Below are 23,845 nucleotides of genomic sequence, written 5' to 3' on the forward strand. Positions count from 1 at the left end.
AGGTTGGTATAGTGAATAAAAAAATTAAATTTACAAGAGAAAGCATTTTGTTATCATTAATTTTAATATTATCTGCAGTGTTGAATTTTGCTAATTTGGGTATAGAAGGAAATGCAAATACTTTTTATGCTGCAGGTGTAAAAAGTATGATGATGAATTTTAAAAATTTCTTTTTTGCATCTTTTGATCCAGCAGGTTTTGTAACCATTGATAAACCACCGTTAGGCTTTTGGATTCAAACTATATCTGCAAAAATATTTGGATTTAGTGGATGGAGCATAATTCTTCCACAGGCTCTTGCAGGAGTAATTTCTGTTGCAATTATATATTTTCTTGTTAAAAGATCTTTTGGAGCTTCGGCAGGACTTATTGCAGCACTGTGTCTTGCAGTAACACCAATATCTGTAGCAGCGGCTAGAAACAATACTATTGATAATTTGCTTGTTATGTTTTTATTGCTAGCATGTTTAGCTGCACAAATAGCTGCTGAAAGAGGTAAAATTGGTTATCTTATATTGAGTTTGGTTCTTATAGGCATAGGATTCAACATAAAAATGGTTGAAGCCTATATGGTAGCACCTGCTGTATATATAACATATCTTCTTGCTTCTACTATGAGTTTTAAGAAGAAAATAAAGGATCTTATCTTAGGTACAGTTGTACTTTTAGTAGTATCACTATCCTGGGCTATAGTTGTAGACTTGGTGCCAGCAAGTAATAGGCCTTACATAGGAAGCAGTACCAATAATACAGTTATGCAGTTGATAATAGGTCATAATGGATTGGAAAGAATTGGAATAAACGGAAGGAATGCTGGTAAAGGTCAAAAACAGCAAAGAACATTAAAAAATGAATTTAATAAAAACAATATTAAAAGAACAACAGGTTGGGGTGATTTTGGAAATAGGTCTAATGGATCAAACAAAAACAAGTCATATGTTAATAATGCACAAGGTGGTATGAGATCTAACTCAAAGTCCGGTATTTTTAGATTATTTGGTAATGGCAATATGTCAGATCAAATATCCTGGTTTTTATTATTTGCTGTGATTGGGTTTATTGCTGCAGCCATAAAGGAAAAGTTAAAGGCTCCCTTTGATAGTAAAAGAAAATTATCATTAATATTATGGGTTATGTGGTTATTGCCTGAATTTATATATTTTAGTTTTTCAAAAAATGTAACGCACACATACTATTTAACAACAATGGCACCGTCTATTGCAGCTTTGACTGGAATTGGATTATCAGCTATGTGGACATTTTATAAGGAAGGTGGCTTAAAATCCTGGGTTTTACCAATAGGACTTATTGCAAATGGTTGTGTTGAGATACTCATTTTATCTTATAATTATAATAGATCAAGTGGGTACAAGATTATAATTATAATAACAGGGATTTTATGTATTATATCTTCACTAATATTATGTATAATTAATTTAATTAGAAGTAAAGAGAAAAGTTCAGGTTTTAGTAATAATACAGCATTAAGTAAAACACTGGCTAGTATTGCTTTTATAGGAATTTTAGTTGCTCCTACAGTGTGGTCATTTACTCCAATGATTTACAAAATGAATGGAAGCAGTCCGTCAGCTGGATTGGAGCTTGAAAGGAGTAATCAGCAAAGAGATATGGGTAACACCAGTAACTCAAAACTCATAAAATTCTTAGAAAATAATAAAACAAATGAAAAGTACCTTGTTGTAGTGCCTTCAGCTAATTCTTATGGTTCGGATTTAATACTTAAAACTGGCCAACCTGTAATGGCACTTGGAGGATTTAGTGGATCAGATCCTATACTTACAGTAAACCAGTTCAAAAAATTAGTTAGTGATGGAGCTGTAAGGTATGCTTTGGTAAATGCAGGTAATGGCAGAGGCTTTATGGGGTTCGGGGGTCATGGGAGTAACTCGAATAATGATATTGATAATTGGATTAGGAAAAATGGAAAGGTTGTTCCAGATAGTAAATGGAATAATTCTAATACTTCGAGGAGCAATACTAAAAATCAGAGAATTAATGGCCTTACTGCATTTGGCAGAGAAAACAATTCTATGAAATTATATGATTTAAGTAAATGGCGCAAAATGGAGGCAGTGAAGTAAAATAAACAGAGTTCTTGGCATAAGATGGAGTTTTGACTCCATCTTATGCTTATTAAAATGAAAGTAAGCCTCATTTAAATTATAATATGGGTATCCTAAAATTTCCTTGTATCTTTCTTCGAATATAAGCTTCATTTTTTCACCCATTTAATTTATTTTTAATACAGCTTTAATAACTTTACCATTGTGAGAGTCTTCAAAAGCCTTGTTAATATCTTCAAAATCATAGAATTTAATTAATTTATCAAATGGAAATTTACCTTCTTTATAGTATTGAATTAATTGAGGAATAAATAACTTTGGAATAGAATCACCTTCCACAATCCCAATTAAAGATTTTGCTTCACCCATTAATTCTTCTTGTACATTAATGGTCAAATCTCCAGTTGCTCCCAAAACTACTGCAGTACCTAAGAAACGAACACAAGCAAGAGCTTTTTTTACAAAATCACCAACTCCAGTGGTATCGATTGCATAGTGGCATCCTCCATTTGTGATCTGCTTGATTTCACAAACTATATCATCAGTTTCTTTTCTGTTTATAGTATGAGTTGCTCCAAGCTCTTTTGCAAGTTCTAAACTACTTGGATTCCCTCCTACTGCAATAATTTTTGAACATCCTGTAATTTTAGCTGCCATAATAGCACTCATTCCTACAGTTCCACATCCAAATACCGCAATAGTAGAACCAAACTTTGGATTTAATCTATTTAATACAGCACCTGCACCTGTTTGGATGCCACAACCTAGAGGACCTACCAATGCAAGATCCATATCATCATCAACTTTTATTGCACTGTTTTGATTTACCACTGCATAAGTTGCAAAGGAGGATTGTCCAAAGAATGAAGATATTTCTTTTCCATTTTGTGAAAGTCTCTTTGTACCATCACTCATAACCCCACCAAAATTAATTGCATTAAAATTTTCACATGCATGTTGATGTGCACTTAGACAGTTTTCACAATGTCCACAAAATCCAAAGGAAAATCCAACACGGTCACCCTTTTTAAACTCAGTAACACTACTACCAACCTCTTCTACAATACCACAACCTTCATGTCCAAATACTGCTGGTAAAGGTACCGGAATCGCTTGTAGTTTTGCAACTTCATCAGTATGACAAACCCCACTTGATACTATTTTTACAAGTATTTCATCTGCCTTTGGTGGTGCTAATTCTACCTCTTCAATTTTAAAATCTTGTCCTTTTTCATGAACTACTGCCGCTTTTATTTTCATAATAATCCCCTTTCTTTAAATATCTAGTGCACGATAGTATCCGTTTGTAACTGCCTCAACAACACGACCTGGCTTAATACAGTCGCCTGTTTCAAATACACGTGGTGCTGCGTTATAGAAGCTTTCTGCAACTGCACGGTCAGCTTTCATACCTGCTGTTAACAAAATGCTGTCAGCCTCAAAAGTAACTTCACCATCGGTTGTTTCGCAGACAAGTCCTTCAGCTGTAACAGCCTTTGCCTTTGTATTTACATTAATCTTGATATTGCTGCCCCGCATTGCCCTTACCATTGCATTTTTGTGCATAAAATAAGAATCTGCTGCCCAGTCGTTTTTCATCTCAACGATTGTAACATCCTTTCCAAGGCTATCCAGATAAATTGCAGATTCGCATCCAACAAGACCTCCACCAAGAATAACAACCTTGTGTCCAAGTGCAGGAGCTTTTTGATGAAGAACTTCAAGACCAACAACTTTCTCATTATCGATTCCAGGGATTGGTGGAACAATCGGTTTAGCTCCAATAGCTGTAATTATGACATCAGCATTCTCTGCTGCAGCCTGCTCAGCAGTAAGCTCTGTATTCAAACAAACTTCAACGCCTGATTTCTTCAAACGTCTTTTTAATACGTTTACAAAATTGAACATATCCTTCTTAAAAGGAATATATTGTTCAAAAAGAAGCTGTCCGCCAAGTTCACTGCTTTTTTCATAAAGAGTAACAGAATGACCACGATCAGCTGCTGTAATAGCTGCTTCCATACCTCCTGGGCCACCACCAACTACGATAACTTTCTTTGGCGTTGTGACTGGGAATGCATGCTTGTTTTCCAGTTCATTGCCAATAACCGGATTAAATGCACAACAGAATGTTCTATTTGTTAAATAATTGAAGAAACAGGTATAGCAGCGGCAGCAGCGATTAATGTCATCTGCATTTCCTGAAAATGCTTTCTCTGGGAAATATGGATCAGCCAGTGATTGACGTGCAATTTGTATGATATCTGCTTTTCCTGAAGCAATAATTTCTTCCATCATGTCCGGATCATTTAGTCCACCTAATGTAGCAACCGGTGTCTTCACGTGCTTTTTAATCTCAGATGCAAGATATACATTATATCCATGTTCAATAAACATAGATGGGTGAGTAAGTGTAAATACCTCTGGGTCCTCATGAATACCGGCAGAAACATGGATAATATCAACCTTTCCATCCAGCATTTTGGCCATCTTGATGCCTTCTTCGATTGTGTATCCATCTTTCGTATACTCTGCTCCACTCATACGGAATTCAATTGGATAATTGGCTCCAACAGCTTCACGTACTTTTTCTATTACCAGTAGTGGAAAACGCATACGATTCTCCAGACTGCCTCCCCATTTATCTGTTCTGTGATTCATGGTTGGAGAGCTGAACTGACCAAGCAGCCATCCATGACCACCATGGATAAGTACCATGTCAAAGCCAGCCTCTTTCACTAGCTTTGCACCTTTAGCAAAACAATCCGCAACTCTATAGATATCCTCATCTGTCATGCTGCGAACCTGAAGTCCTTCTGGATTTATTTCATCATTGGGCCCAATTAATGTACCATCAGCATTGCCATGACTACGGGCATTGCCGTATTTTCCACCATGGGCAAGCTCCATTACTGCATTACAATTGTGACGATGCATGGCGTTTGCAGCTTCCTTAAGTGAAGGGAGAGACATTATGTCATAGAGCTTTATTTCCTTTGTGTGTGTACGACCAATAGCATCTACAATACCAAGACCAATGGCTACACTGGCAAGACCACCACGTGCACGATTTTCATGGAATGCGATTTCTTCTTTCCTCATATTACAGTCTGCGTCTAATTCCGGGTTGGACATAGGCGCACCAAAAATTCTGTTTTTAAAAGTAACTCCATTAATCTTAATAGGACTGGCAAGATGTGGATAATATTTGTTCTTCATATCCTTTTACTCCTTTTTTATCTAAGTTTGATAATTTCTTGACACCTTAAGTATATATGATAAAATTAAGACAAAAAAGAAGAAAAATTATTGTATATCTACAACCAAAAGGTTGCATGCAGAAGACTGTTTCATGAACATTTTCAATTTTTAATTATAGTTGTGCTATTTTCTATAAGAAATTTATTATACAATGTGTGATAATTTACTATATTTAAAAAGCTATAAAGGGGGATGAGTTATGACATTCAGACAAATGGAAGTCTTTATAGAAGTATGCGAGTGCAAAAGTATCAATAAGGCATCTGCGGTATATCATGTGTCTCAGCAAGGCATATCCAAAATAGTCCGAGAACTGGAAAAAGAGCTGGGATGCCAACTACTTTACAGAAATAGCAATGGAGTATCTCCCACAAAATATGGTGCGTATTTTCTGGATGAATGTCGTATTATTCTAGAGCGAAAAAGATATATGTATTCCCATATTTCTCAGATAAAAGATGTGCCTCAGGAAACCATTTTTCTTGGTATGGCCTTTGGCGTAATTTCTGTAATGCCTTATAAACTGATTACAGATTTCGAGAATACACATCCACATGTGAATATTGAATATTCGGATCATGCAGACTTTTATCTGGAAGAACTTTTAAAAAAAGACGAATATGATTTCTGTATTACAACTGGCGTTATAGACACAGATCGCTTTTCTGCTGAATGTCTAATTCAAGAACATATATATTTGTGTATTCCTTGGACACATCAATTATACCGCAAAAAACATATCAAAGTAGATGATTTGAACTGTCAACGATATGCCATGTTCAACACACAATTTCACATACGCCACAATTTCGTTGCGACTTGTCGAAATGCAGGATTTAACCCAATTATTGATATATCTTCTGGTGATTTCAACTCCTTAAGAGAAATTGCACAACATAACAACCTTCTATTTGTTGTTCCGGAACATACCATACGTTCGGATGATTCCAAGCTCAGATATTATAAATTCCCGGATGATAACTTTAGCTGGGACGTATATTTCGTAAAGAAAAAAAACAAAGTGCTAACTGAAAATATGTTGGCATTTTATCGATATATAAAGCAACAACTTCCTAAACTCAACAATCGTCAGAGTAGAATAGCTTTCCATGATCTCAATGAATAGCAAGTTCAACCTTTTAAATATCCTTGCACCATAAGAGGTATAAGAGGGGATAGTGGTTTTGCAGTTCCAGAGTTATATGATTTAGGTAAATGATGCAAAATGGAAGAAGTAAAGTAAATTACATTGTTAGATAGAGTCTATATAGTATAAAATAGGTGCAGCTGTGTAAAATAGCTGCACTTATTTTTCAATTATTTTAGGAGAAATTTTTATTTGTAAAATAATTTTTACAAATAGTAAAACCGTTTAGTGATTTTTGTTGTCTAATAAATGTATAATACAAATTACGCGTAATTTAAATATTGAAGGAGATAGAATATGATTTTGGAAGAGCAGGTTAAGTTAGCAATTAACCAAGATGAAAAAGCTTTTGAGTATCTTATGAACACAAGTAAAGAAGGGCTTTATAGAATAGCATTTGCCTATACAAAAAATGAACAAGATGCCCTGGACATACTACAAGAAACAGTATATAAAGCTTATATTTCTATATATAAATTGAAGGAACCTAAGCATTTTAAGACATGGATAAGTAAAATTTTAATAAATAATGCAATAGATTTTATTAATAAAAAAAAGAAGATTAACTATTTAACAGAGAGTTTATCTGATGAATCACATTATTATAAAGAAAATCATATTGAAGAAAAACTTGATATTTTGAGTTACATAGATAAATTGGAAGATAAATATAAAAATATTATATTCTTAAAATATTTTCAAGATCTTACAATAGCTGAGATTTCTCAAGTCATGGATTGCCCAATAGGTACTGTAAAAACTCATCTTAATAAAGCTTTAAGTAGCTTAAGAATATTTATGGGAAAGGATATATGTTAATATGTTTAATTTAGATAATTTGAAAGACGAGATAAAGATTCCAAAAGATATAGACTTAGCAATAAAGAAGGGCATTGAAAGAGGTAGAAAGGAATGTAAAATGAAAAGTCCTCAAAAAAGGTATAAAAAATTTGCTGCTTTAGCTGCAGTAATAGCTATTACAATTACTGTGGGAATTTTTAATCCTGGCATAGTAAAGGCACTTCCTGGTATAAAATCAATCTTCAAGTTGATTAATTATAATAATGTAGGTGAGAGTTTTGATAAATTTGAAGCATTTTCAACTAGTGTTAATAAGACAGTGACAAAAGATGGAATAACAGTAACTATAGATAAAATTGTTATTGATGACAATACTTTTGCAGTTACCTCAATAATTCAAGGCAAGAATATTAAGGCAAATCAAGGAGATATGGGACATATAAAATTGAATGGGAAATCTTTATCCGCATACGGTAGTACAGACAAAAAAATAGATGACAATAGGATTGTTAGGGTAACCAGTAGTAATATTTCGGATATGAAACTGTCAAATGATGTAAATGTAGACTTGAATATTGTCTGGATTGGCAATGTAAAAGGACCTTGGAATTTCAAATTTAAAGTTTCTAAATCAGAGAAACCAACAAATTCAAGGTGTATTTCTCTGAACAATAAAATTAAACTGCCGGATAGCACTCTTAAAATTAAAAACTTGGTAATAAGTCCTCTTGGAAATTCAATAAATTATTCTGGTGTATATGATAAGTTAAATGAAAATATGATAAATTCAATTTTTGATTTTATTGTTATGGATGACAAAGGAAAAGTGCTGGAAACTGATTTGGGATCAGGAACTAATGGTAAGAAAGATTATAATGGAACAATAGAAGTACTTAATGATCTATCTAATGTAAAAAGCTTAACTGTGATTCCAATATTAAAAAGGTGGGGAGTCAAAACAAAAGAGATTAACAAATTTCCCTATTCCGTATTACAAACTACGATAAATAGTACTAATTTCAATATTCCTCAGGAAATCATGACTAAAAGTAGACCTGTAACAGCAAAGGAAAAATCTGATGGATATGCTTTTGACAATGTTATTCACGTATTTAACATAGATAAAGATAGACAATTTTCTACCATAGACAAATTGGTTAATCAGGTAATAAAAGTAGGACAAAATAGTAGTGCTGTTATCACTAAGATTGAAACGACAGCTAAATATACTAAAGTTACATTTAAACTTCAAGGTAATGGTGTATATCCTTACAAAAATATAAATGATACAGTGATTGTAGATGAAAATTATAAAGACATAGAGCGTGCTGAGGATGGACCTATTGCCATACTTGAGAATGTAGAAGAAAGGATTGTATCAATTAAGCTGCCACCTATAGATAAATCAAAAAAATATAAGATTGCACTTCCTATTATTGATGAACCTAAAATTGAAAATCAATATAAAATCAACATTGATTTAGATAAGCAATAAGCATTATCAATGAATCTTACTTAGTTGGAGTGTTACAGTAGGTAGCTATCTGATAAAATTTTTACAAATAAAAAGATACAGGCTTTTATTGGCTGTATTTTTTTGAAAAAGTACTTGATAATATTTAGTAGTATGTCTTATAATATAGTTAAGAACTATATTATATTATTACGTACTTTGTAAGATGTACTAGTTTAGTTAGGAGTGCTGTTCTAATGGAATTTGAAAAGGAATTACTAAAAGGATATATTGATATAATCGTTTTATCAGTTTTAAAACATAAAAATATGTATGGTTATGAAATTGGAAAAACAATAAAACAGGCAAATAAAAACTTTCAAATAAAGGAAGCAACTTTATATGTATCCTTAAAAAGAATGGAAAAAAGGAATTACCTGGAAGGATACTGGAATGACGATGAAAATACTGGCGGTGGAAGAAGACGTTATTACAGGATTACACAAGAAGGCTTGAATTTTTTCAGAGAAAAAGTTCAGGAGTGGATGGCTCTTAGGGAATTATTAGATCATTTTTTGGGGGTGAATATTAATGAATAAAATTGATTTGTATGTAAAACGTATTTGCAGCAAATTCAATGGATCTGACAAGGATATCCAAATACTTAAGGAGGAGCTGACGTCAAATCTGAATGATGAGGTGTCAGAGCTCCAAAATCAAGGTTTTAGTGAAGAAGAAAGTATACAAATTGCTTTAAAAAATTTTGGTGAAGAAAACAATGTTATTTTAGAAATGAACAGCATATGGACAAGAAAAAGTGAGGTTACTTTGAAGATAATAAAAACAGCAATTGCTATTTTTATTATTGGCTGTGTTTTTCTTGCCATTCACATCATTTTTAATAATGGCAGTTTGAATTTTCAAAACTTTATTTCTTTGCTTTTTAGCATTTCTTGGATTGTTGGGTGCATTGCTTTTTACCAATATATTAATATTGAGAACAAAAGCGGATTTTTAATTTTAATAGTCTTATGCGATATCATTTTTAGCGGATTCTTTGTTTGTTGTATACTTTTTCCAAATCACATAAAAGAAACCTTAATCATTATATTCGGTATTGTATTAATTACAGTTTTAGTTATGAAGCTATATTTCATTAAGAATAAACTTCAAAATCTAAATTAAAAGTATGCTAAAATAATAAAATTTAATTTTTATGGGGAGGTTTAATTATGTCTAACTTAAATCCTTTTAAAATTTTATCAAATCTTGAAAATCAAAAATCAGAGGCTAAAAAGCTGAGTATTACAGATGCAGTAGTTGCTGCAATTTCGTATATTCTGATATCATGGTTTACTTTAGGAATCGGCTTCAGTGTGATTCGTTCATTCAGTAATAGTATATTACAATTGTTACTATCTATTTTTGCAGTAGGAGTTACTTTTTTTGCAGTCACTGCAGTATTCTATGCATATTACATTACTAATCTTGGTAAAGATAAAATCAAAATAAGACTGGTAAAAAAATTTACTTTAATTAATGCATTACTTTTAGTACTGATTGTTTTAGGTTATCTTATGTTCTTTGATTCACTTCTGATGCCAATAGATAAAATTCTTCCAGGATTTATTTCAGTTACAGAAAGCATACAGCTTATTAATAAGAATTCTATATTTTTTATTGGATATTTGTGTATCATTGGACCTTTATTAACAGAGTTTGTATTTAGAGGGATTATTATCGGTGGACTTTCAAAAAAATATTCTAGCCTAAAAACAATACTGGTATCCTCATTGTTGTTTGGAATATCTACCTTTAATCCTGCAGGATTTATATGCGCTTTTTTACTTGGAATCTTATTAGGTTACCTTTATATAAAAACTCATTCATTATATTTGTGCATAATTGGAGATATACTTTATAGTGCAACTACAAGCATTTTGCTTCAATACTATCCACAGTTTTTATTGCTAATTAGTTCAAATACTCTTATTATAGTCCTACTAACTATCATTGGACTTTTGATAATATATTTTGGTATGAAAAAACTTTCCTCAAATATTGAAAATCAATATAAAACCAATATAGATTTAAATAGGAGATAGCCATTGCAAAAATTTTACAAATAGAAAGATACAGACTTTTATTAGCTGTATCTTTTTTAATGGAATATTTCAATATTAAAAAAATGTAACTTTAAATGGTAAAATGTAAGCTAACTTCATGGCAAAATATATAAAAATGAACTAATATAAGTATATGAATACAGTTATAAAAACAAAAAACTAAAAAATGTTCAAATTCTTTGATATATAGGGGGATATTTGTGAAATTAAAGAAAAGAAAATTAGTGGTTATACTAGTAATAGCAGCTATTATAATTGCTGCAGCAGGAATATTTGCTTACAACTTATTTAATAGAAAAATAAGTTCACCTGTACTCAATAATGCAAGTAGAAATGAAAAGTGGACGGCGGATTTAAAGTTTGTAAAAAATGAATTGCCTAAAAAACATAAAAATCTGTTCTTTTCAAAAAGTAAGGTCGAATTTGACAGGGATATGGATTCACTTATAAATAAAGTTGACAAATACAATGATATGCAAATTAAATGGGAACTCACAAAAATAATAAGTTCTATAAATGACAGCCACACATCTGTTGTTATACAATCCAAATCAGCGTATCCAGTAAGCTTTTTCCAATTTGAAGATGGAATTTACCTGATAAATTCATCTTTAGCATATAAAGATTTCTGGGGTAAGAAATTAGTAGCGGTAAATGGGTACTCCATAGAACAATTACACTCAAAACTGGATCCTATTATATCTAAAGATAATAAAGCTATTTTGAAAAATGAATTTTCCAGTTTGCTTAGGTTTCCGGATGTGCTTAAATTTGCAGGAATAGTGAAAAATGATGACGTAGTTTTTACTTTTGAGGGATCACCAAATACTAGTGTTACTGTAAAGCCTTTAAATAAAGAAGAATTTGATAAAACTAAATTTTTATCTGACGATCCTAAGTATATAAATAATATTCCACTTTCAAAGCAAAACTCAGATAAAAATTATTGGTTTAAGTACATTGAAAAAAGCAGTACCATCTATGTGAAATACAATAGTTGTTCGAATATGAAGAATTATTCTTTCTCAAGTTTTACAAAGGATGTATTTAAAACTCTTGACAGCAAAAAAGCTAAAACGTTGGTTATAGATTTACGTGACAATGGTGGTGGAAATTCTAAGATGTTTGATTCTTTTCTAGATGAAATAAAAAAGAGAAGTAATATAAATAAAAAAGGAAATTTATTTGTCATCATAGGCAGAAAGACATTTTCCTCTGCAATATTGAATACTATGGATTTAAAAAACAATACAAATGCCTTGCTTATTGGGGAACCAACCGGAGGCAAGCCAAATCATTTTGGTGAGGTTAAGGTAATACATTTATCAAATACCAATGTAGATATACAGTATTCTAGTAAGTATTTTAAAACAACAAGTAAAGATACGGATTCCATTTATCCTGACGTAAATATTATTTTAAAAGCATCGTCTTATTTTAATGGTAAGGATGACTTTTTAAATTATATTTTAGATAGACAAAGTATTAAGTAAAAAAAGTGTACCTTTTATTAAGAACAATAAAAAAAGAGCTATATTAAATTAGAAAGATGATTTCTGTATTGTACCGGAGTCATCTTTTTTAGTATCTTGACAAATATAGACTAATAACATAAAATATAGTTAGAATTCTTACTTTAAGTATTCTAACTATATGAAAGGTGATGTTTATGGCAAAAGATGAATTTCGAGAACTGCACGAGTTATTATTTAAAATTATGGGCTTATTCCATGCAAAATTTATCCGTAAATTTTGCACGGAAAGCCCAAATCATCCAGAACTAAAAAAAAATCATACTGCAATCATTGGGTTCCTTTATCAATATAAGGTTCTTACTGCAACAGAAATTTCAAAGATGCTTAATATGGAAAAAGGTAGCTTAACTACATTGATTGATCAATTAGAAAGATTAGGTCTTGTTATTCGCTGCAATGATGCTAATGACCGACGAAAAGTACTTATATCCCTTACAGATACTGGGATAAAGGAAATGGAAAGTATCATGAATATCTCCATTTACCGTATGAGCGAAATTCTAAGTACTGCAAATCCTAATGAACTAGCAAAATTTACTGACAGTCTCAAATATGCTGTAGAATTTATGCAAAAATTTTAAGAAGGTGAATTAAAAATGGATAACACAAATGAACTTAGAAATGGGAAAATTGGTACTCTATTATGGAAGTTTTCATGGCCAGCTGTTATAGCTATGTTGGTAAACTCTATGTATAACATTATTGATCGTATATTTGTAGGTCGTGGCGTTGGCTCACTTGCCATTGCAGCCGCAACTGTAGCCTTTCCAATTATGCTTACTCTTCTGGCAGTATCCGCATTAATTGGAGTTGGTGCTACATCACTTATTTCCATTCGATTAGGTGAAAAAAAGCCAGAAGAAGCTGATAAAATAGCTGGAAATGCTGTAGTATTGTTGGTTTTACTACCTCTTTGTATTAGCATTATTTATTTTCTCTTTAGCACTCCTATTTTAACTTTTTTTGGTGCAAGCGCTGAGGTTTTGCCTTATGCTAAAGCTTTTACCAATATTATAATGATGGCATCATCTTTAGGCTCTATAAGCATGGGAATGGTTAATTTTATTAGAGCTGAAGGTAATCCTAGGATGTCCATGTATACTCAAGTAATCGGAACTGTTATCAATATAATCTTAAATTACATTTTCGTTATGAAATTAGGTTTTGGAATTAGAGGATCTGCTCTTGCAACTGTCTGTGGTCAGATATTTTCATCTATTTGGGTGTTAACTTATTTTCTATTTGGCCCTAGTGTTCTAAAAATAAAGTTAAAAAATCTCAAGTTGCAGAAAAACTTAGTTATTAGCATTATGTCTATTGGTTTCGCTCCTTTTGCAATGCAATTAGCTAACAGTCTTCAAAATACTATCTTGAATAAAGCATTAATGAATTGTGGAGGAGATATGGCATTATCCGCTATGGGTATTGTTGGAAGTATATCCACATTAATGTTTATGCCTATTCTTGGTATTAGCCAAGGTGCTCAGCCAATCATTGGCTTTAATTATGGTGCCAAGGAATTTACTAGAGTAAAAGAAGCACTGAAAAAAGCAGTTATTGTTGGTACAATTATAGCAGTATTCAGTACTGCAGTAGTTCATTTATGGCCTACTCAAATTGCTAATATGTTCATTAATAATAATCCTAAGCTGACTCAATTAACTGCTCACGCAATGTGTATCTTCTTTTTTATGTTTCCTGTGGCTGGTTTTCAAATTGTCTCTTCCCAGTACTTTCAGGCAGTTGGCAAACCAATTCAATCCACAATTCTGGGGTTATCCAGACAATTGTTCTTATTGGTTCCACTATTATTGATATTACCACGCTTTTGGGGTATTGAAGGTGTTTGGAGAACTCCACCTATAGCAGATATTTTGGCTGCTCTTATAACTGCAAGCGTTGTGTTTTTTGAAATGAAACATATAAAAGAGAAAGAGAATGAACAGCTCCAAAGCAGTACCTTTGATGGAGTTGTTGTTGAGAAATAAGTTTTTTTACACTGGAAATATACTCAAAGTTATTTGAAAATAAATATCTAAAAAAGGAGTGGATTACACCATATATTGGTTTGTAATCCACTCTTTGTTTTTTGATTAAAGTTAAATAATATGTAATTAGATTATTATACCTTCAAAATGATCCATTTCATGTTGAATTATTTGTGCTGTAAATCCAGTAAACACTTGCTTTTGGTTCTTAAAATTTCTATCAAGATACTCTACCTCTATCATTTCATATCTTTTTGTTTTTCTAACGCCAATTAAAGATAAACAACTCTCTTCTGTTTCATAAGGCTTTTCCTTCTTTAATATAACTGGATTTATCATAGGCACAATAAGGTTACCTACAGTAAATACCAATATACGCTTTCTTACTCCAATCATATTACCAGCCAATCCAACACAATTCTGTAAGTTTGCTCTTAATGTATCCATTAAATCATCAGCTACTGCCATATCCTTTTTAGTTGCCTCTTCTGATTTTTGTCCTAAAAACAATACATCTTTTACAATTGGTTTTATCATATTTACACCTCAACTATATATTTTCAATTTTTATTGTTACTCCTATTATTTCTTTTGATTTCGCATCATTTCAAGTCTTAAATTTATTTTCGCTACCATAAAGTTATTACCGGTTACACAATATATCTTCTTTGCTATTTCTATTTCATCTAAATAACTAATATTTTTTACACTTTTTCGGTGGGGAAAAAAGTTTCCCTTTTTTGAGGGATTTTTATTGACAATAACAATTAAGACAGAAATAATTTTTTACATAGCTGTCTTTCCAAAATATCATAGAAAGCTAATTTACAGAAAAAGTCCGCACCCCCCTCTCAAAAAAGCAGCAACTGGATTAACTTCAGTTACTGCCTTTACTTTTGCTGGCTATATGCAATAAATGTAGATTTCTTTTTTAAGCACTGTGAGCATAAACCTTCAAAAGTTATGCTTTGCTCTGTAATATAAAATCCATAGTTATTGCTTATTCTATCATTGAAAATACTTATAAAATCATCGTTTATATCTATAATAGCTCCACACTCTTTACATATAAAATGATGCTTATGTTCGCTTTTGTTTAAAACCATCTCATAGCGAGTTACATTATCACCAAAGGTTAATTTTCTCACTATTCCAAATTGATATAGTAATTCTAAAGTCCTATAAACTGTAGCCACACCAGTATCCGGATTTTTTATTCTAACATAATGATAAAGCTCTTCAACACTTAAGTGATTATCTTTATTCTCAAATAAAACTTGTAGTATAATCTTACGTTGATAAGTAAGAGTAATATCTGCTGCTTTTAATTGTTCATATATGCTATCTAAATAATCATTCACAACATCATCTCCTATATGATTTCATGAATCCATTATAAATCTTCCTTGCATTTAATTCTCCTTAATCAGTCATTTGTTTTAATTCACCAAACTTGGTAAGTACAATATCCATTTCATTACTTACTTTAGAAAAGTTACTTCTAGCTTGTTGCACATTATTTAATCTATTCTTTAATTTTTCCATTTCAATACTTGCTTCCTCTGTCAAAGAATATATCTTTTTCAGTGTATCATTCATGCTCAAGACTAATTCTTTTGTTCCAATAGAAAGTTTTTTAACTTCATCTGCAACTACTGAAAAACCTCTGCCGGCATCGCCTGCTCTTGCAGCTTCTATTGATGCATTAAGTGCCAACAAATTAGTTCTAGATGCAACATCATTTATTTCCGATGAGATATTTTCTATGTATTTTGTATGAGTTAAAAGCCCTTCAAAAGTTGCAATAAAACTGGTCATTTCATTTCTTCTGCTAGTTACCTCCTCTGAAAAACTTATATTTCCTTTTATTTCATTTAATAAATTAGATATAGTTTCAATACATTCTTTAACCTGTGTTTCTCCATTATTTATTGTGCTGTTATTCTCTTGAATCATCGTATTCCCCTCCTTAAATTTCACTTATTAAATCATCTATAAAACTATTTATAATGTTTAATCCTTCTTTATCATATTTACTTAATATTTTAATAAATTTTTCATGTTTAACTTTATGGAGCATTTCGTGTATTTTAAATACTTCTTTTCCTTGTGCTGTCAGTGCATAATAAATTTCTTTTTTATTATTTTCCAAATGATTTCCTTTTATTAACTCTTTCCTTAACAGCTTATTAGTAATTTTAGATATGGCACCTTTCGTCATGTTTAATTCCTTTGCTATAGATGTTGCATTAATCAATTGAGTCTTTCCAATACAATCAATTACATGAATTTCTGAAAACATTAATCCCATATCATAAAGCTCTTTGTGTTTGTATTTGATTAGCAAGTCCTTTATTTCATCATCATGACTATTCAATGAATTATTTATATGTTCAAAGGCTGCCATAAACTTATTTATTATTAAATCTATCTCAAATTTTGTATTTTCTGTTTTCATGATCACAATCCTCTTTTTAAATTAATTTCTATGGAAACAATTATATTATACCTTATATCACTAGCTTATTCAATATATTTTTTAAAAAATAGTTTACAAGGAAATAATATTGTAATATTATGATATTGCTTCTGGGAAAATTAAATAATTACACTGGAGGTTAAAATGAAATTTGATTTAAGTTTCAAGCAAGCTTAATCTTTCAGGTTTCGCAACCATCCCTGGCAGGTTCTACTATCATTTGACGCTGTATATATTTAGCTTGATTTTCTTTAATTTTACTATTAACAATTTCAGCAATATCATCAGCTTTAATACGTGTTATTGTTCTACCTTTAATTGCTGTTAATTTAATAGTAACTTGACAAAAGCGTATGGCAGCCATATACTATTGTCATGAATAAATTTGTAAATAACAAACATCAAATTGCGGATAATTCTTTGAAGTTAGCACTTGCCTTGGTTGATCTGGATAAAAAGACTCGCAACTACAAAACAGATGTGCCGATTTTTTACTCTGAAATACATGTAATAATGACTATTGCCGAGCATCCTGGCATTCATGTGGGTGGTCTAGCTGATATTCTAGGAGTAACAAAAGGGTCTGTTTCCGAAGTTCTCAAAAAGCTAGAGAGAAAGGGTCTGGTTATAAAGGAAGTAGATGATCTTAATCTATCTAGATATTCATTGAGTCTTACTGAAAAAGGTAAAAAAGCTCATAACAACCATATGCATTACCATGCTGTTGTAAACAGTATGGTTGAAGATGAGCTACAAAACGCCTCCGAACATGAATTAGAATTTTTGTCAAACTTTTTGTCGTCTTTGATGAACAAGGTTAAATTTTTCAGCGAAAATTTTGATGAATCAAGTGATTCTTAGACTCAGGTGGAGTTTGCTTGTGAGGAATATCTCTCTCTATCTGAGTCTTAGAAGAACTTATCCAGGCGCGTAGCAGTGCTTATCTTCCAGTTAAGTAGAGAGCCAAAATCTATGATTTTGTGCGAATCACTTATTCCTTGGACAATAGGAGAAGGAGTTTCATATAAAAAGATGGGAGTATTAGCAATGGTAGCGATCGGATAAAATTTTTAAGCAAGAGTATGGCAACCATACACTTTTTATCTATAATTAAGTTAGGAGGTGCTAACATGAAAAAGAAAAAATCATCAAAGTTATATATGGTTTCTGATAATAGTGAAGTGAATGAGAGGGGGTATAAACAAGCACTTGAAGCTAATAAAAGGACTTTGTTGGCTATTTATAATTCTTTAGCCTCATACGTTCCCTTTGGCTTTTATCCATATGAATTCCAAATATTTGAGCAAGTCAATCCTTCCAATAATAAGTTGGAAAGAAATAAAATTGATAAGCTATTAAAAAAACAAGATGAATAAACAATTGTATCCAAGAGTATGGTAACCATACACTTTTGCTTATGATTAATGTAAGGAGGGACTATACGAATGAATCAATTAAGCAACAAACATGAAAAGAGCCTAGATTTATATTCAAAAAGAGCTACATCAATAATGCTGATAATCGGAATTACATTTATTGCAGCGAATTTGCGGGCACCTTTAACAGCGGTTGGCCCATTGGTCGATCAAATTCGTGGCAGCTTGCATATTTCAAATACATTGGCGGGGATGATTACAACCCTTCCGTTATTCGCTTTTGCAGGATTTTCACCTTTCGCTCCAAGATTGGCGCGAAAATTTGGCACTGAATTGGTGCTGCTTTGGTCACTTATCTTTCTGACGTTTGGAATTATATTACGCTCATTGTTTGGGGGGGTTGGACTATTTATTGGGACAGCAATACTTGGATTGTCCATTTCTGTTGGTAATGTGCTGATACCCAGCCTATTCAAACAGAAATTCCCCGAACGAATCGGTGTGATGACGGGCATCTATAATGTTTCTATGGGCCTTTTTGGGGCGATAGCATCCGGTATTAGTGTCCCCGTTGCGGCAGAATCAGGATTGGGGTGGGGTGGAGCGCTAAGTATTTGGACTGTACTTAGTTTCTTATCCATTATCTTCTGGATACCTCAAATAACACGGAGAAGGCAAGAAACGTCTATTGCTACGAGAACGGTCGGTAGTAACATTAAAGCAAAATCCAAAGACTTACACGAAGAAAAAAATGAAATAGAGAGTGTTAAGGGAGAAGTCATTAATAAATCTAATCTATGGAAATCTCCTTTGGCATGGCAGGTAACGGTATATATGGGATTACAGTCGATGGTGCTCTATTGCATGGTTGCATGGTTGCCGACTATTTTGATCCAGCAGGGTATGGATTCAGGCAGAGCAGGATTTATGCTCTCTCTTTATCAACTAGCATCGCTCCCCATAGCGTTTGTGGGTTCTGTCCTTGCTGGGCGTAAATCCAATCAACGTCCATTAGTTATCATTGCTTCTCTATGTGTTTTGGTTGGACTTTTAGGGATATTCTTCGGAGGGACAGGGCTTACATTCCTATGGGTGATTATGATTGGCAGTGGCGGAGCACTTACTTTTTGCTTAGCTATTATATTTTTCAGTTTTCGTACGAGAAATGTAGATGAAGCGGCAAGGCTGTCCGGCATGGCACAATCAATCGGATACCTACTTGCTGCTTTTGGACCGATGCTTTTTGGGTTTCTACATGATGCGTCTAATAACTGGGCATTGCCGCTCATTATCCTAATTGGACTTGTCGTTTTATGCTTGTTTGTTGGGCTGGGTGCATCACGTGATTTATATGTTAGTACTGCTATGGACAATGAATCAATATCTAAATTTGCTACTTCTAATAAGGATTAAATTACAAAAAGTATCAAAGTAAAATGATACTGATGACCTTTTAAAACATACTTTACATAAACAAAGTATTAAGTAAAAAAAGTGTACCTGCATTTGGAAAAAATACGGGTACACTCTTTTTTAACTATTTAAGTCAAGCAAATTTACATTAAGTTTATTAAACAAGTTACTATTGTAGCTTTTAGCAGCTTGTTTTTGTAAACTTGCTTTCTTAATATCCTCTTCAGCTACTTGTGAGAGCATTCTATTTTCTGCTTTTCTCTGTTCCTTCAGCCTCTTTAACCTTTTTTCTAATAATTCATCAAACTGAGTCATAAGTGATGTGCTGCTTTTTGAAGATGAATTATCAGTTGCAATGCCGCCAGCACTGCACATATCACCATTTGCATCATAATAGCTGCCAAGACTTGTTACTTTGTTACCATCCATTTTGGCTGCATTTTTCAGCCAATTTAAAGCCATAGGTTCATCCCCAAGGTTTTTCTCAAGTTCTGCTGCAACTTTTGGATCGTTTGCTGCTTTTTTTAGATAAGCTGGATCAATTGTAATGGGTGCATGATCTATGTTGGCACTTGTTGGTATCATTGCTCCCTTTGAAAAATGACCAACTATGATGTTTAAGTTTGGAAATTTAGCACAAAGCCCTTTATAATATTCGTCTACAGAATTACTTGTAGTTTTAGATGTTGAGTTAGACTCAGTGACTGATTTTGAAGCATCAGTTTTTGTATTAATATTTGATTGATTGTAATTATTTAAAGCATAATTAGTATATAGTCCTAAAGACATAAAAATTCCACCTTTCTAAAATATATCTTTAAAGTTTTTTTAACATTACTGTCAGGTTAAATACTTTATTTTCTATTTCAATATCGATGTCACCAAAGTATTTTCGGGCTACTGTTTGTACATTTTTTAGACCAATACCGTGAATCGATTTATCTGATTTACTTGAAACTGGAAGCTTTGTAGTATTGTCAAATTTAATTTGTGATTCAAAGCTATTTTTTACATCTATAAAAAATAAGTTTTTCTTTTTACTTGAGGTTATAATAATAAAAGGTTTTGATTCCAATGACTGTTTTTTACAAGCATCTAAGGCATTTTCCAGTATATTGCTTAAGATAATGCTTATATCAAATACATCCAATCTAAAGCTTGAGGGAAAGGTAAAATCTGATTCAAATAAAATATTATTTTTCAAAGCTTTTCTGTAGAAATCATTTATTATTACATCTGTTACGGAGTTACCAGTCCCAAATTTAAAATCAAGCTTATTTACAGTATTTGAAATATCATTAAAGTATTTTTCCATTTCATTATATTTACCTTCTGTAACTAACCATTTTAAATTGTTTATATGATTTCTCATGTCATGTTTTATGCCGCGAATACCATTGTACATTTGTTGTATCTGATTAGTATAATTTTGGAGGTCATATACCTGATGCTCTAAAATTATTTTATTTCTCTTTTCTTCATTCAAACTTATCATATTTTGAAATAGTATCGTTGTACCAGCAATTCCCATAAGAGATACTATACCTATAGCAGGAATTAAAAAAATAAAAGAAGGATATTTATCATAAAGAAAATCTTTTGAATTATTATTAAATGTAGTAAGTATTATTTTAAATATCATAAAACTTATGAGCTGTGCTGATAAAGCAGGCATAATCAAAAACAAAGTTTCTTTTGTATTAAAATCATAGTTTTTATATATAAATTTTTTAGTTATGTAAACTATTGAAGTATACATTAATATAAAAAATATTAGTAAAAATATAATTCCTATTATAATCTGAATGTACTCCATTAAGACAGGGTAGTGTTTAATTAGTAAAGGATGGTTTTGTAAGTAATCTACACTAATAAGCTTAAAAGAGTTTTTCTGTAAAAAATAAAATATACTGTAGGAGGTTAAAAGACACAATTCTTTAATTGCATAAAATGTAGCAATTAAAAATACTTTTATTGGAACATTAGTATCATATACTATTGAGATGATGGCAAATGCTAGGATTATACCAAGTAAATCCATAAGTATATTGTCTGTGCTAGGATACATCCAAAAAAATATAATACAGTATATAAAGTAAACAATAGGAATAATAATATCAGTTTGCCTTCTAATTTTATCTTTTAAAAAGTTGTGTAGAAAATAATATAGAAAAATTGCACTAATTAAATATTTTACATTACTTAAAAATTCAAGTATTATTTTTAATGAAAATTGGTTCAAAGGTATATCACCTCTGTTTTTAAATAACGAAGATAGTTTTTTACAAAATCGTTATATTTATGTTTTGCTATTATAAGTTTAATTCCATTTTCAAGTGTAATGGTTGAAGTATCATATTCTGTAATATAAGCCATATTTACAATATATCCACGATGGCATCGAAAGAAGGTACTGCCAAGTTGAGATTCTACGTCATCCATTTTAGCATAATATTCTTGAGTGCCACTTTGGGTATACAAAATCACTTTTCGTCTATTACTTTCTACATAGTAAATTTCCTTGAGAAAAACTTTTTTATAGGTGGTTCCAATTTTTATAAGTATGTATTTATTAGATTTTTCATTTAATTTTTTATACTCTAATACTGCATTTTTAAATACTTCAATAAATTTGCTGTTGTCTATTGGCTTTAGCAGATAATGAAATGCATGTACATCAAAAGCATCATATACATACCTATCAAATCCAGTTACAAATATTAATATAGATCTGCACAATTCATTTTCACTGTTTCTAATTTTTTTTGCAGTAGTTATACCATCTAAATTGTCCATTTCAATATCTAGAAATATTATGTCATGTCTTATTTTTGATTTAAATAGATCTTTACCTGAAATATATTCTCTAACATCACAGGAAATTTTCTGTGATAGTATTAATGATTTTATGTAATCTCTTGTGCTTTTTTCATCATCACAAATTGCTATATTTAACATTGTTTTTCATGCACTCCTCTAGTGAACTATCGAAGCAAAAAATATATACTTTAACAAGATGTAACAAATGAACGTTTTTTTGTAATGAAATTCTTGATGAAGTGAAAAGTTACTACCCACCAATGTTATCCCAGTGCTCATAGGCTTCATTGAGCTCCATAAATGCATTTGCTTTGTTTCTTGTGGCAATTGCACCCTGCAGTCGTGCTACATTCATGGTAAATGAATCAATCTCATCTTTTTCTGCACTAAATTGCACTCTAGTGACTACTTTCTTCCATGCATTTGACAACTGATCACTTTTCTTGTATGCATCATCCCATTTATTATTTTTTACATCTTCCATAACTAGCTGAATACACTTAGGTACGTTATCATTTTTGGTTAAAGGCTTTTTTAAAAAATTATCGCTAATCATCACTAATACAAATAAAGTTAATGTTACTATAGGAATGGTTTTAACTAAAAAATTTCTCATATAATAGCTCCTCCTTAATAAGGCCCTTTATAATCGCCAATATCGGTTATCTTGACCATATGATCATCATATTTATCTACATAAAGAGATCCAGCAGGATTTAAAGTGGCTAGAAAAACATCGGAAATATTATTGATTTTTTGCAATTTTAATTGGTGCATAAGCCATTGCTTGGTTTTATTTAGTTGTTTAAGATTTTGTTCAATGAGTATTCCATCATAAATGAGTTCTGTGCTTATACCTGATGCTTTTTTAGAAATATTCATGTCTTTGGCTGTTACAGGTTCACATTCAGGTTTTTTAAGTACAGAAAGTTGTCCGTTAGGTTCAAGAATGGCAAAATCCACATCTGATAAATCAAATACATCTTTATTTCTTAAAAGCTCCATAAGATCAGATACTGTATATTTCATTTGCCTCAAAGTATCTTCCATTATCTTACCACTCATTATAACTATAGTGGGTTCACCGCCTATATATTTTGCCGCATATCGCCATTTTATTGTTATATACTCCATTAAATAACTTAAAGCTGCCCAGCAAAATAAACCTACCCAATGAGGCCAAGCTCTGCTTGATAGATCTGTAGTGAGGCTTGCAGCAATAGATCCTATTGTAATACCTACTACATAATCAAAAAACGTTAACTGACTTATTTGCTGTTTACCTAATATCTTTGCAAAGATAAGTAAAGTAAAAAAAGCAATAATAGAACGTACTAAAACAACTAATCCTTCATTCACTGT

General features: G+C 31.6%; 25 protein-coding genes. 13 read left to right on the forward strand and 12 right to left on the reverse strand.

The genetic code is table 11. The annotated features are described in order from the left end of the window. The first annotated feature begins 11 nt into the window (after window positions 1–11). Window positions 12–2,102 carry an ArnT family glycosyltransferase gene (locus CLAU_RS18140; RefSeq protein WP_023163351.1) on the forward strand — a complete coding sequence of 697 codons (2,091 nt, stop codon included), beginning with the start codon at window positions 12–14 and terminating at the stop codon, window positions 2,100–2,102. Window positions 2,103–2,249: 147 nt separating this feature from the next. Here the strand turns inward: CLAU_RS18140 and CLAU_RS18145 are convergent, their stop codons facing one another. Further along, window positions 2,250–3,344 carry an NAD(P)-dependent alcohol dehydrogenase gene (locus CLAU_RS18145; RefSeq protein WP_013238276.1) on the reverse strand — a complete coding sequence of 365 codons (1,095 nt, stop codon included), beginning with the start codon at window positions 3,342–3,344 and terminating at the stop codon, window positions 2,250–2,252. A 15-nt stretch (window positions 3,345–3,359) separates the two neighbouring features. Continuing rightward, window positions 3,360–5,303: an oxidoreductase gene (locus tag CLAU_RS18150; protein ID WP_023163352.1), complete on the reverse strand. Its 1,944-nt coding sequence runs from the start codon at window positions 5,301–5,303 to the stop codon at window positions 3,360–3,362. A gap of 241 nt (window positions 5,304–5,544) precedes the next feature. On the opposite strand from CLAU_RS18150, the gene CLAU_RS18155 reads away from it, so the two are divergent. The 9 genes from CLAU_RS18155 (at window position 5,545) to CLAU_RS18195 (ending at window position 14,395) form a co-directional block, all read left to right on the forward strand. Beyond that, entirely contained in the window at window positions 5,545–6,471 is a 927-nt protein-coding gene (locus CLAU_RS18155; protein ID WP_023163353.1) for a LysR family transcriptional regulator, read from the forward strand. A 318-nt stretch (window positions 6,472–6,789) separates the two neighbouring features. Further along, window positions 6,790–7,311 (forward strand): sigma-70 family RNA polymerase sigma factor, encoded by a 522-nt coding sequence (locus tag CLAU_RS18160; protein WP_023163354.1) that lies wholly within the window; start codon window positions 6,790–6,792, stop codon window positions 7,309–7,311. A gap of 1 nt (window position 7,312) precedes the next feature. Further along, window positions 7,313–8,788, forward strand: a complete 1,476-nt coding sequence (locus tag CLAU_RS18165) for a DUF4179 domain-containing protein (RefSeq protein ID WP_023163355.1) — start codon at window positions 7,313–7,315, stop codon at window positions 8,786–8,788. Window positions 8,789–9,003: 215 nt separating this feature from the next. After that, window positions 9,004–9,345, forward strand: coding sequence for a PadR family transcriptional regulator (locus CLAU_RS18170; protein WP_013238282.1), 342 nt, complete (start codon window positions 9,004–9,006; stop codon window positions 9,343–9,345). Beyond that, window positions 9,338–9,931: a permease prefix domain 1-containing protein gene (locus CLAU_RS18175; protein ID WP_013238283.1), complete on the forward strand. Its 594-nt coding sequence runs from the start codon at window positions 9,338–9,340 to the stop codon at window positions 9,929–9,931. The genes CLAU_RS18170 and CLAU_RS18175 overlap by 8 nt, the downstream gene beginning before the upstream one ends. A 47-nt stretch (window positions 9,932–9,978) precedes the next feature. Then, window positions 9,979–10,851: a CPBP family intramembrane glutamic endopeptidase gene (locus tag CLAU_RS18180; RefSeq protein ID WP_013238284.1), complete on the forward strand. Its 873-nt coding sequence runs from the start codon at window positions 9,979–9,981 to the stop codon at window positions 10,849–10,851. Between the two features lie 221 nt (window positions 10,852–11,072). Continuing rightward, a complete protein-coding gene (locus CLAU_RS18185) occupies window positions 11,073–12,365 on the forward strand; it encodes a S41 family peptidase (RefSeq protein ID WP_023163357.1) in 1,293 nt (430 codons plus the stop codon). Window positions 12,366–12,541: 176 nt separating this feature from the next. Then, window positions 12,542–12,988 carry a MarR family winged helix-turn-helix transcriptional regulator gene (locus tag CLAU_RS18190; RefSeq protein ID WP_023163358.1) on the forward strand — a complete coding sequence of 149 codons (447 nt, stop codon included), beginning with the start codon at window positions 12,542–12,544 and terminating at the stop codon, window positions 12,986–12,988. Between the two features lie 15 nt (window positions 12,989–13,003). Beyond that, complete coding sequence (locus tag CLAU_RS18195) at window positions 13,004–14,395, forward strand: MATE family efflux transporter (RefSeq protein WP_013238287.1); 1,392 nt, start codon at window positions 13,004–13,006, stop codon at window positions 14,393–14,395. A gap of 126 nt (window positions 14,396–14,521) precedes the next feature. Here the strand turns inward: CLAU_RS18195 and CLAU_RS18200 are convergent, their stop codons facing one another. The 5 genes from CLAU_RS18200 to CLAU_RS18220 all read right to left on the reverse strand — a co-directional run bounded on the left by CLAU_RS18200 (window position 14,522) and on the right by CLAU_RS18220 (window position 17,238). Then, window positions 14,522–14,932 (reverse strand): peptide deformylase, encoded by a 411-nt coding sequence (locus tag CLAU_RS18200; RefSeq protein ID WP_013238288.1) that lies wholly within the window; start codon window positions 14,930–14,932, stop codon window positions 14,522–14,524. A gap of 353 nt (window positions 14,933–15,285) precedes the next feature. Then, window positions 15,286–15,756, reverse strand: a complete 471-nt coding sequence (locus tag CLAU_RS18205; protein WP_013238289.1) for a Fur family transcriptional regulator — start codon at window positions 15,754–15,756, stop codon at window positions 15,286–15,288. A 61-nt stretch (window positions 15,757–15,817) separates the two neighbouring features. Continuing rightward, window positions 15,818–16,351 carry a methyl-accepting chemotaxis protein gene (locus tag CLAU_RS18210; protein ID WP_013238290.1) on the reverse strand — a complete coding sequence of 178 codons (534 nt, stop codon included), beginning with the start codon at window positions 16,349–16,351 and terminating at the stop codon, window positions 15,818–15,820. Window positions 16,352–16,364: 13 nt separating this feature from the next. Continuing rightward, a complete protein-coding gene (locus tag CLAU_RS18215) occupies window positions 16,365–16,853 on the reverse strand; it encodes a MarR family transcriptional regulator (RefSeq protein ID WP_013238291.1) in 489 nt (162 codons plus the stop codon). A 202-nt stretch (window positions 16,854–17,055) separates the two neighbouring features. Continuing rightward, window positions 17,056–17,238 (reverse strand): hypothetical protein, encoded by a 183-nt coding sequence (locus CLAU_RS18220; RefSeq protein ID WP_013238292.1) that lies wholly within the window; start codon window positions 17,236–17,238, stop codon window positions 17,056–17,058. An 11-nt stretch (window positions 17,239–17,249) separates the two neighbouring features. Here CLAU_RS18220 and CLAU_RS18225 point away from each other — a divergent pair, with 11 nt between their 5' ends. From CLAU_RS18225 to CLAU_RS18235, 3 genes are all read left to right on the forward strand, one after another. Next, complete coding sequence (locus CLAU_RS18225) at window positions 17,250–17,735, forward strand: MarR family winged helix-turn-helix transcriptional regulator (protein WP_013238293.1); 486 nt, start codon at window positions 17,250–17,252, stop codon at window positions 17,733–17,735. Between the two features lie 269 nt (window positions 17,736–18,004). Next, window positions 18,005–18,250 (forward strand): hypothetical protein, encoded by a 246-nt coding sequence (locus CLAU_RS18230; protein WP_013238294.1) that lies wholly within the window; start codon window positions 18,005–18,007, stop codon window positions 18,248–18,250. 69 nt (window positions 18,251–18,319) lie between these two features. Beyond that, window positions 18,320–19,663, forward strand: coding sequence for a CynX/NimT family MFS transporter (locus tag CLAU_RS18235; RefSeq protein WP_023163359.1), 1,344 nt, complete (start codon window positions 18,320–18,322; stop codon window positions 19,661–19,663). Window positions 19,664–19,783: 120 nt separating this feature from the next. Here the strand turns inward: CLAU_RS18235 and CLAU_RS18240 are convergent, their stop codons facing one another. From CLAU_RS18240 to CLAU_RS18260, 5 genes are all read right to left on the reverse strand, one after another. Beyond that, a complete protein-coding gene (locus CLAU_RS18240; protein ID WP_013238296.1) occupies window positions 19,784–20,452 on the reverse strand; it encodes a DUF6033 family protein in 669 nt (222 codons plus the stop codon). Window positions 20,453–20,480: 28 nt separating this feature from the next. Beyond that, window positions 20,481–21,905: a sensor histidine kinase gene (locus tag CLAU_RS18245; protein WP_023163360.1), complete on the reverse strand. Its 1,425-nt coding sequence runs from the start codon at window positions 21,903–21,905 to the stop codon at window positions 20,481–20,483. Next, the gene (locus CLAU_RS18250) at window positions 21,902–22,621 is read right to left on the reverse strand and encodes a LytR/AlgR family response regulator transcription factor (protein WP_013238298.1); all 720 of its coding nucleotides are present in this window, start codon (window positions 22,619–22,621) and stop codon (window positions 21,902–21,904) included. Before CLAU_RS18250 ends, CLAU_RS18245 begins: the two co-directional genes overlap by 4 nt. A 112-nt stretch (window positions 22,622–22,733) precedes the next feature. After that, complete coding sequence (locus tag CLAU_RS18255) at window positions 22,734–23,099, reverse strand: DUF4363 family protein (RefSeq protein ID WP_023163361.1); 366 nt, start codon at window positions 23,097–23,099, stop codon at window positions 22,734–22,736. Between the two features lie 14 nt (window positions 23,100–23,113). After that, complete coding sequence (locus tag CLAU_RS18260; RefSeq protein WP_023163362.1) at window positions 23,114–23,842, reverse strand: DUF421 domain-containing protein; 729 nt, start codon at window positions 23,840–23,842, stop codon at window positions 23,114–23,116. Between the last annotated feature and the right edge of the window lie 3 nt (window positions 23,843–23,845).

This window comes from Clostridium autoethanogenum DSM 10061, assembly GCF_001484725.1.
Lineage (GTDB): Bacteria > Bacillota > Clostridia > Clostridiales > Clostridiaceae > Clostridium_B > Clostridium_B ljungdahlii.

Coding starts and splice junctions, on each gene's coding strand:
- CLAU_RS18145 (WP_013238276.1), bottom strand. CDS start 3,344: ATGAAAATAAAAGCGGCAGTAGTTCATGAAAAAGGACAAGATTTTAAA.
- CLAU_RS18150 (WP_023163352.1), bottom strand. CDS start 5,303: ATGAAGAACAAATATTATCCACATCTTGCCAGTCCTATTAAGATTAAT.
- CLAU_RS18155 (WP_023163353.1), top strand. CDS start 5,545: ATGACATTCAGACAAATGGAAGTCTTTATAGAAGTATGCGAGTGCAAA.
- CLAU_RS18160 (WP_023163354.1), top strand. CDS start 6,790: ATGATTTTGGAAGAGCAGGTTAAGTTAGCAATTAACCAAGATGAAAAA.
- CLAU_RS18165 (WP_023163355.1), top strand. CDS start 7,313: ATGTTTAATTTAGATAATTTGAAAGACGAGATAAAGATTCCAAAAGAT.
- CLAU_RS18170 (WP_013238282.1), top strand. CDS start 9,004: ATGGAATTTGAAAAGGAATTACTAAAAGGATATATTGATATAATCGTT.
- CLAU_RS18175 (WP_013238283.1), top strand. CDS start 9,338: ATGAATAAAATTGATTTGTATGTAAAACGTATTTGCAGCAAATTCAAT.
- CLAU_RS18180 (WP_013238284.1), top strand. CDS start 9,979: ATGTCTAACTTAAATCCTTTTAAAATTTTATCAAATCTTGAAAATCAA.
- CLAU_RS18190 (WP_023163358.1), top strand. CDS start 12,542: ATGGCAAAAGATGAATTTCGAGAACTGCACGAGTTATTATTTAAAATT.
- CLAU_RS18195 (WP_013238287.1), top strand. CDS start 13,004: ATGGATAACACAAATGAACTTAGAAATGGGAAAATTGGTACTCTATTA.
- CLAU_RS18200 (WP_013238288.1), bottom strand. CDS start 14,932: ATGATAAAACCAATTGTAAAAGATGTATTGTTTTTAGGACAAAAATCA.
- CLAU_RS18210 (WP_013238290.1), bottom strand. CDS start 16,351: ATGATTCAAGAGAATAACAGCACAATAAATAATGGAGAAACACAGGTT.
- CLAU_RS18215 (WP_013238291.1), bottom strand. CDS start 16,853: ATGAAAACAGAAAATACAAAATTTGAGATAGATTTAATAATAAATAAG.
- CLAU_RS18220 (WP_013238292.1), bottom strand. CDS start 17,238: ATGGCTGCCATACGCTTTTGTCAAGTTACTATTAAATTAACAGCAATT.
- CLAU_RS18225 (WP_013238293.1), top strand. CDS start 17,250: ATGAATAAATTTGTAAATAACAAACATCAAATTGCGGATAATTCTTTG.
- CLAU_RS18230 (WP_013238294.1), top strand. CDS start 18,005: ATGAAAAAGAAAAAATCATCAAAGTTATATATGGTTTCTGATAATAGT.
- CLAU_RS18235 (WP_023163359.1), top strand. CDS start 18,320: ATGAATCAATTAAGCAACAAACATGAAAAGAGCCTAGATTTATATTCA.
- CLAU_RS18240 (WP_013238296.1), bottom strand. CDS start 20,452: ATGTCTTTAGGACTATATACTAATTATGCTTTAAATAATTACAATCAA.
- CLAU_RS18250 (WP_013238298.1), bottom strand. CDS start 22,621: ATGTTAAATATAGCAATTTGTGATGATGAAAAAAGCACAAGAGATTAC.
- CLAU_RS18255 (WP_023163361.1), bottom strand. CDS start 23,099: ATGAGAAATTTTTTAGTTAAAACCATTCCTATAGTAACATTAACTTTA.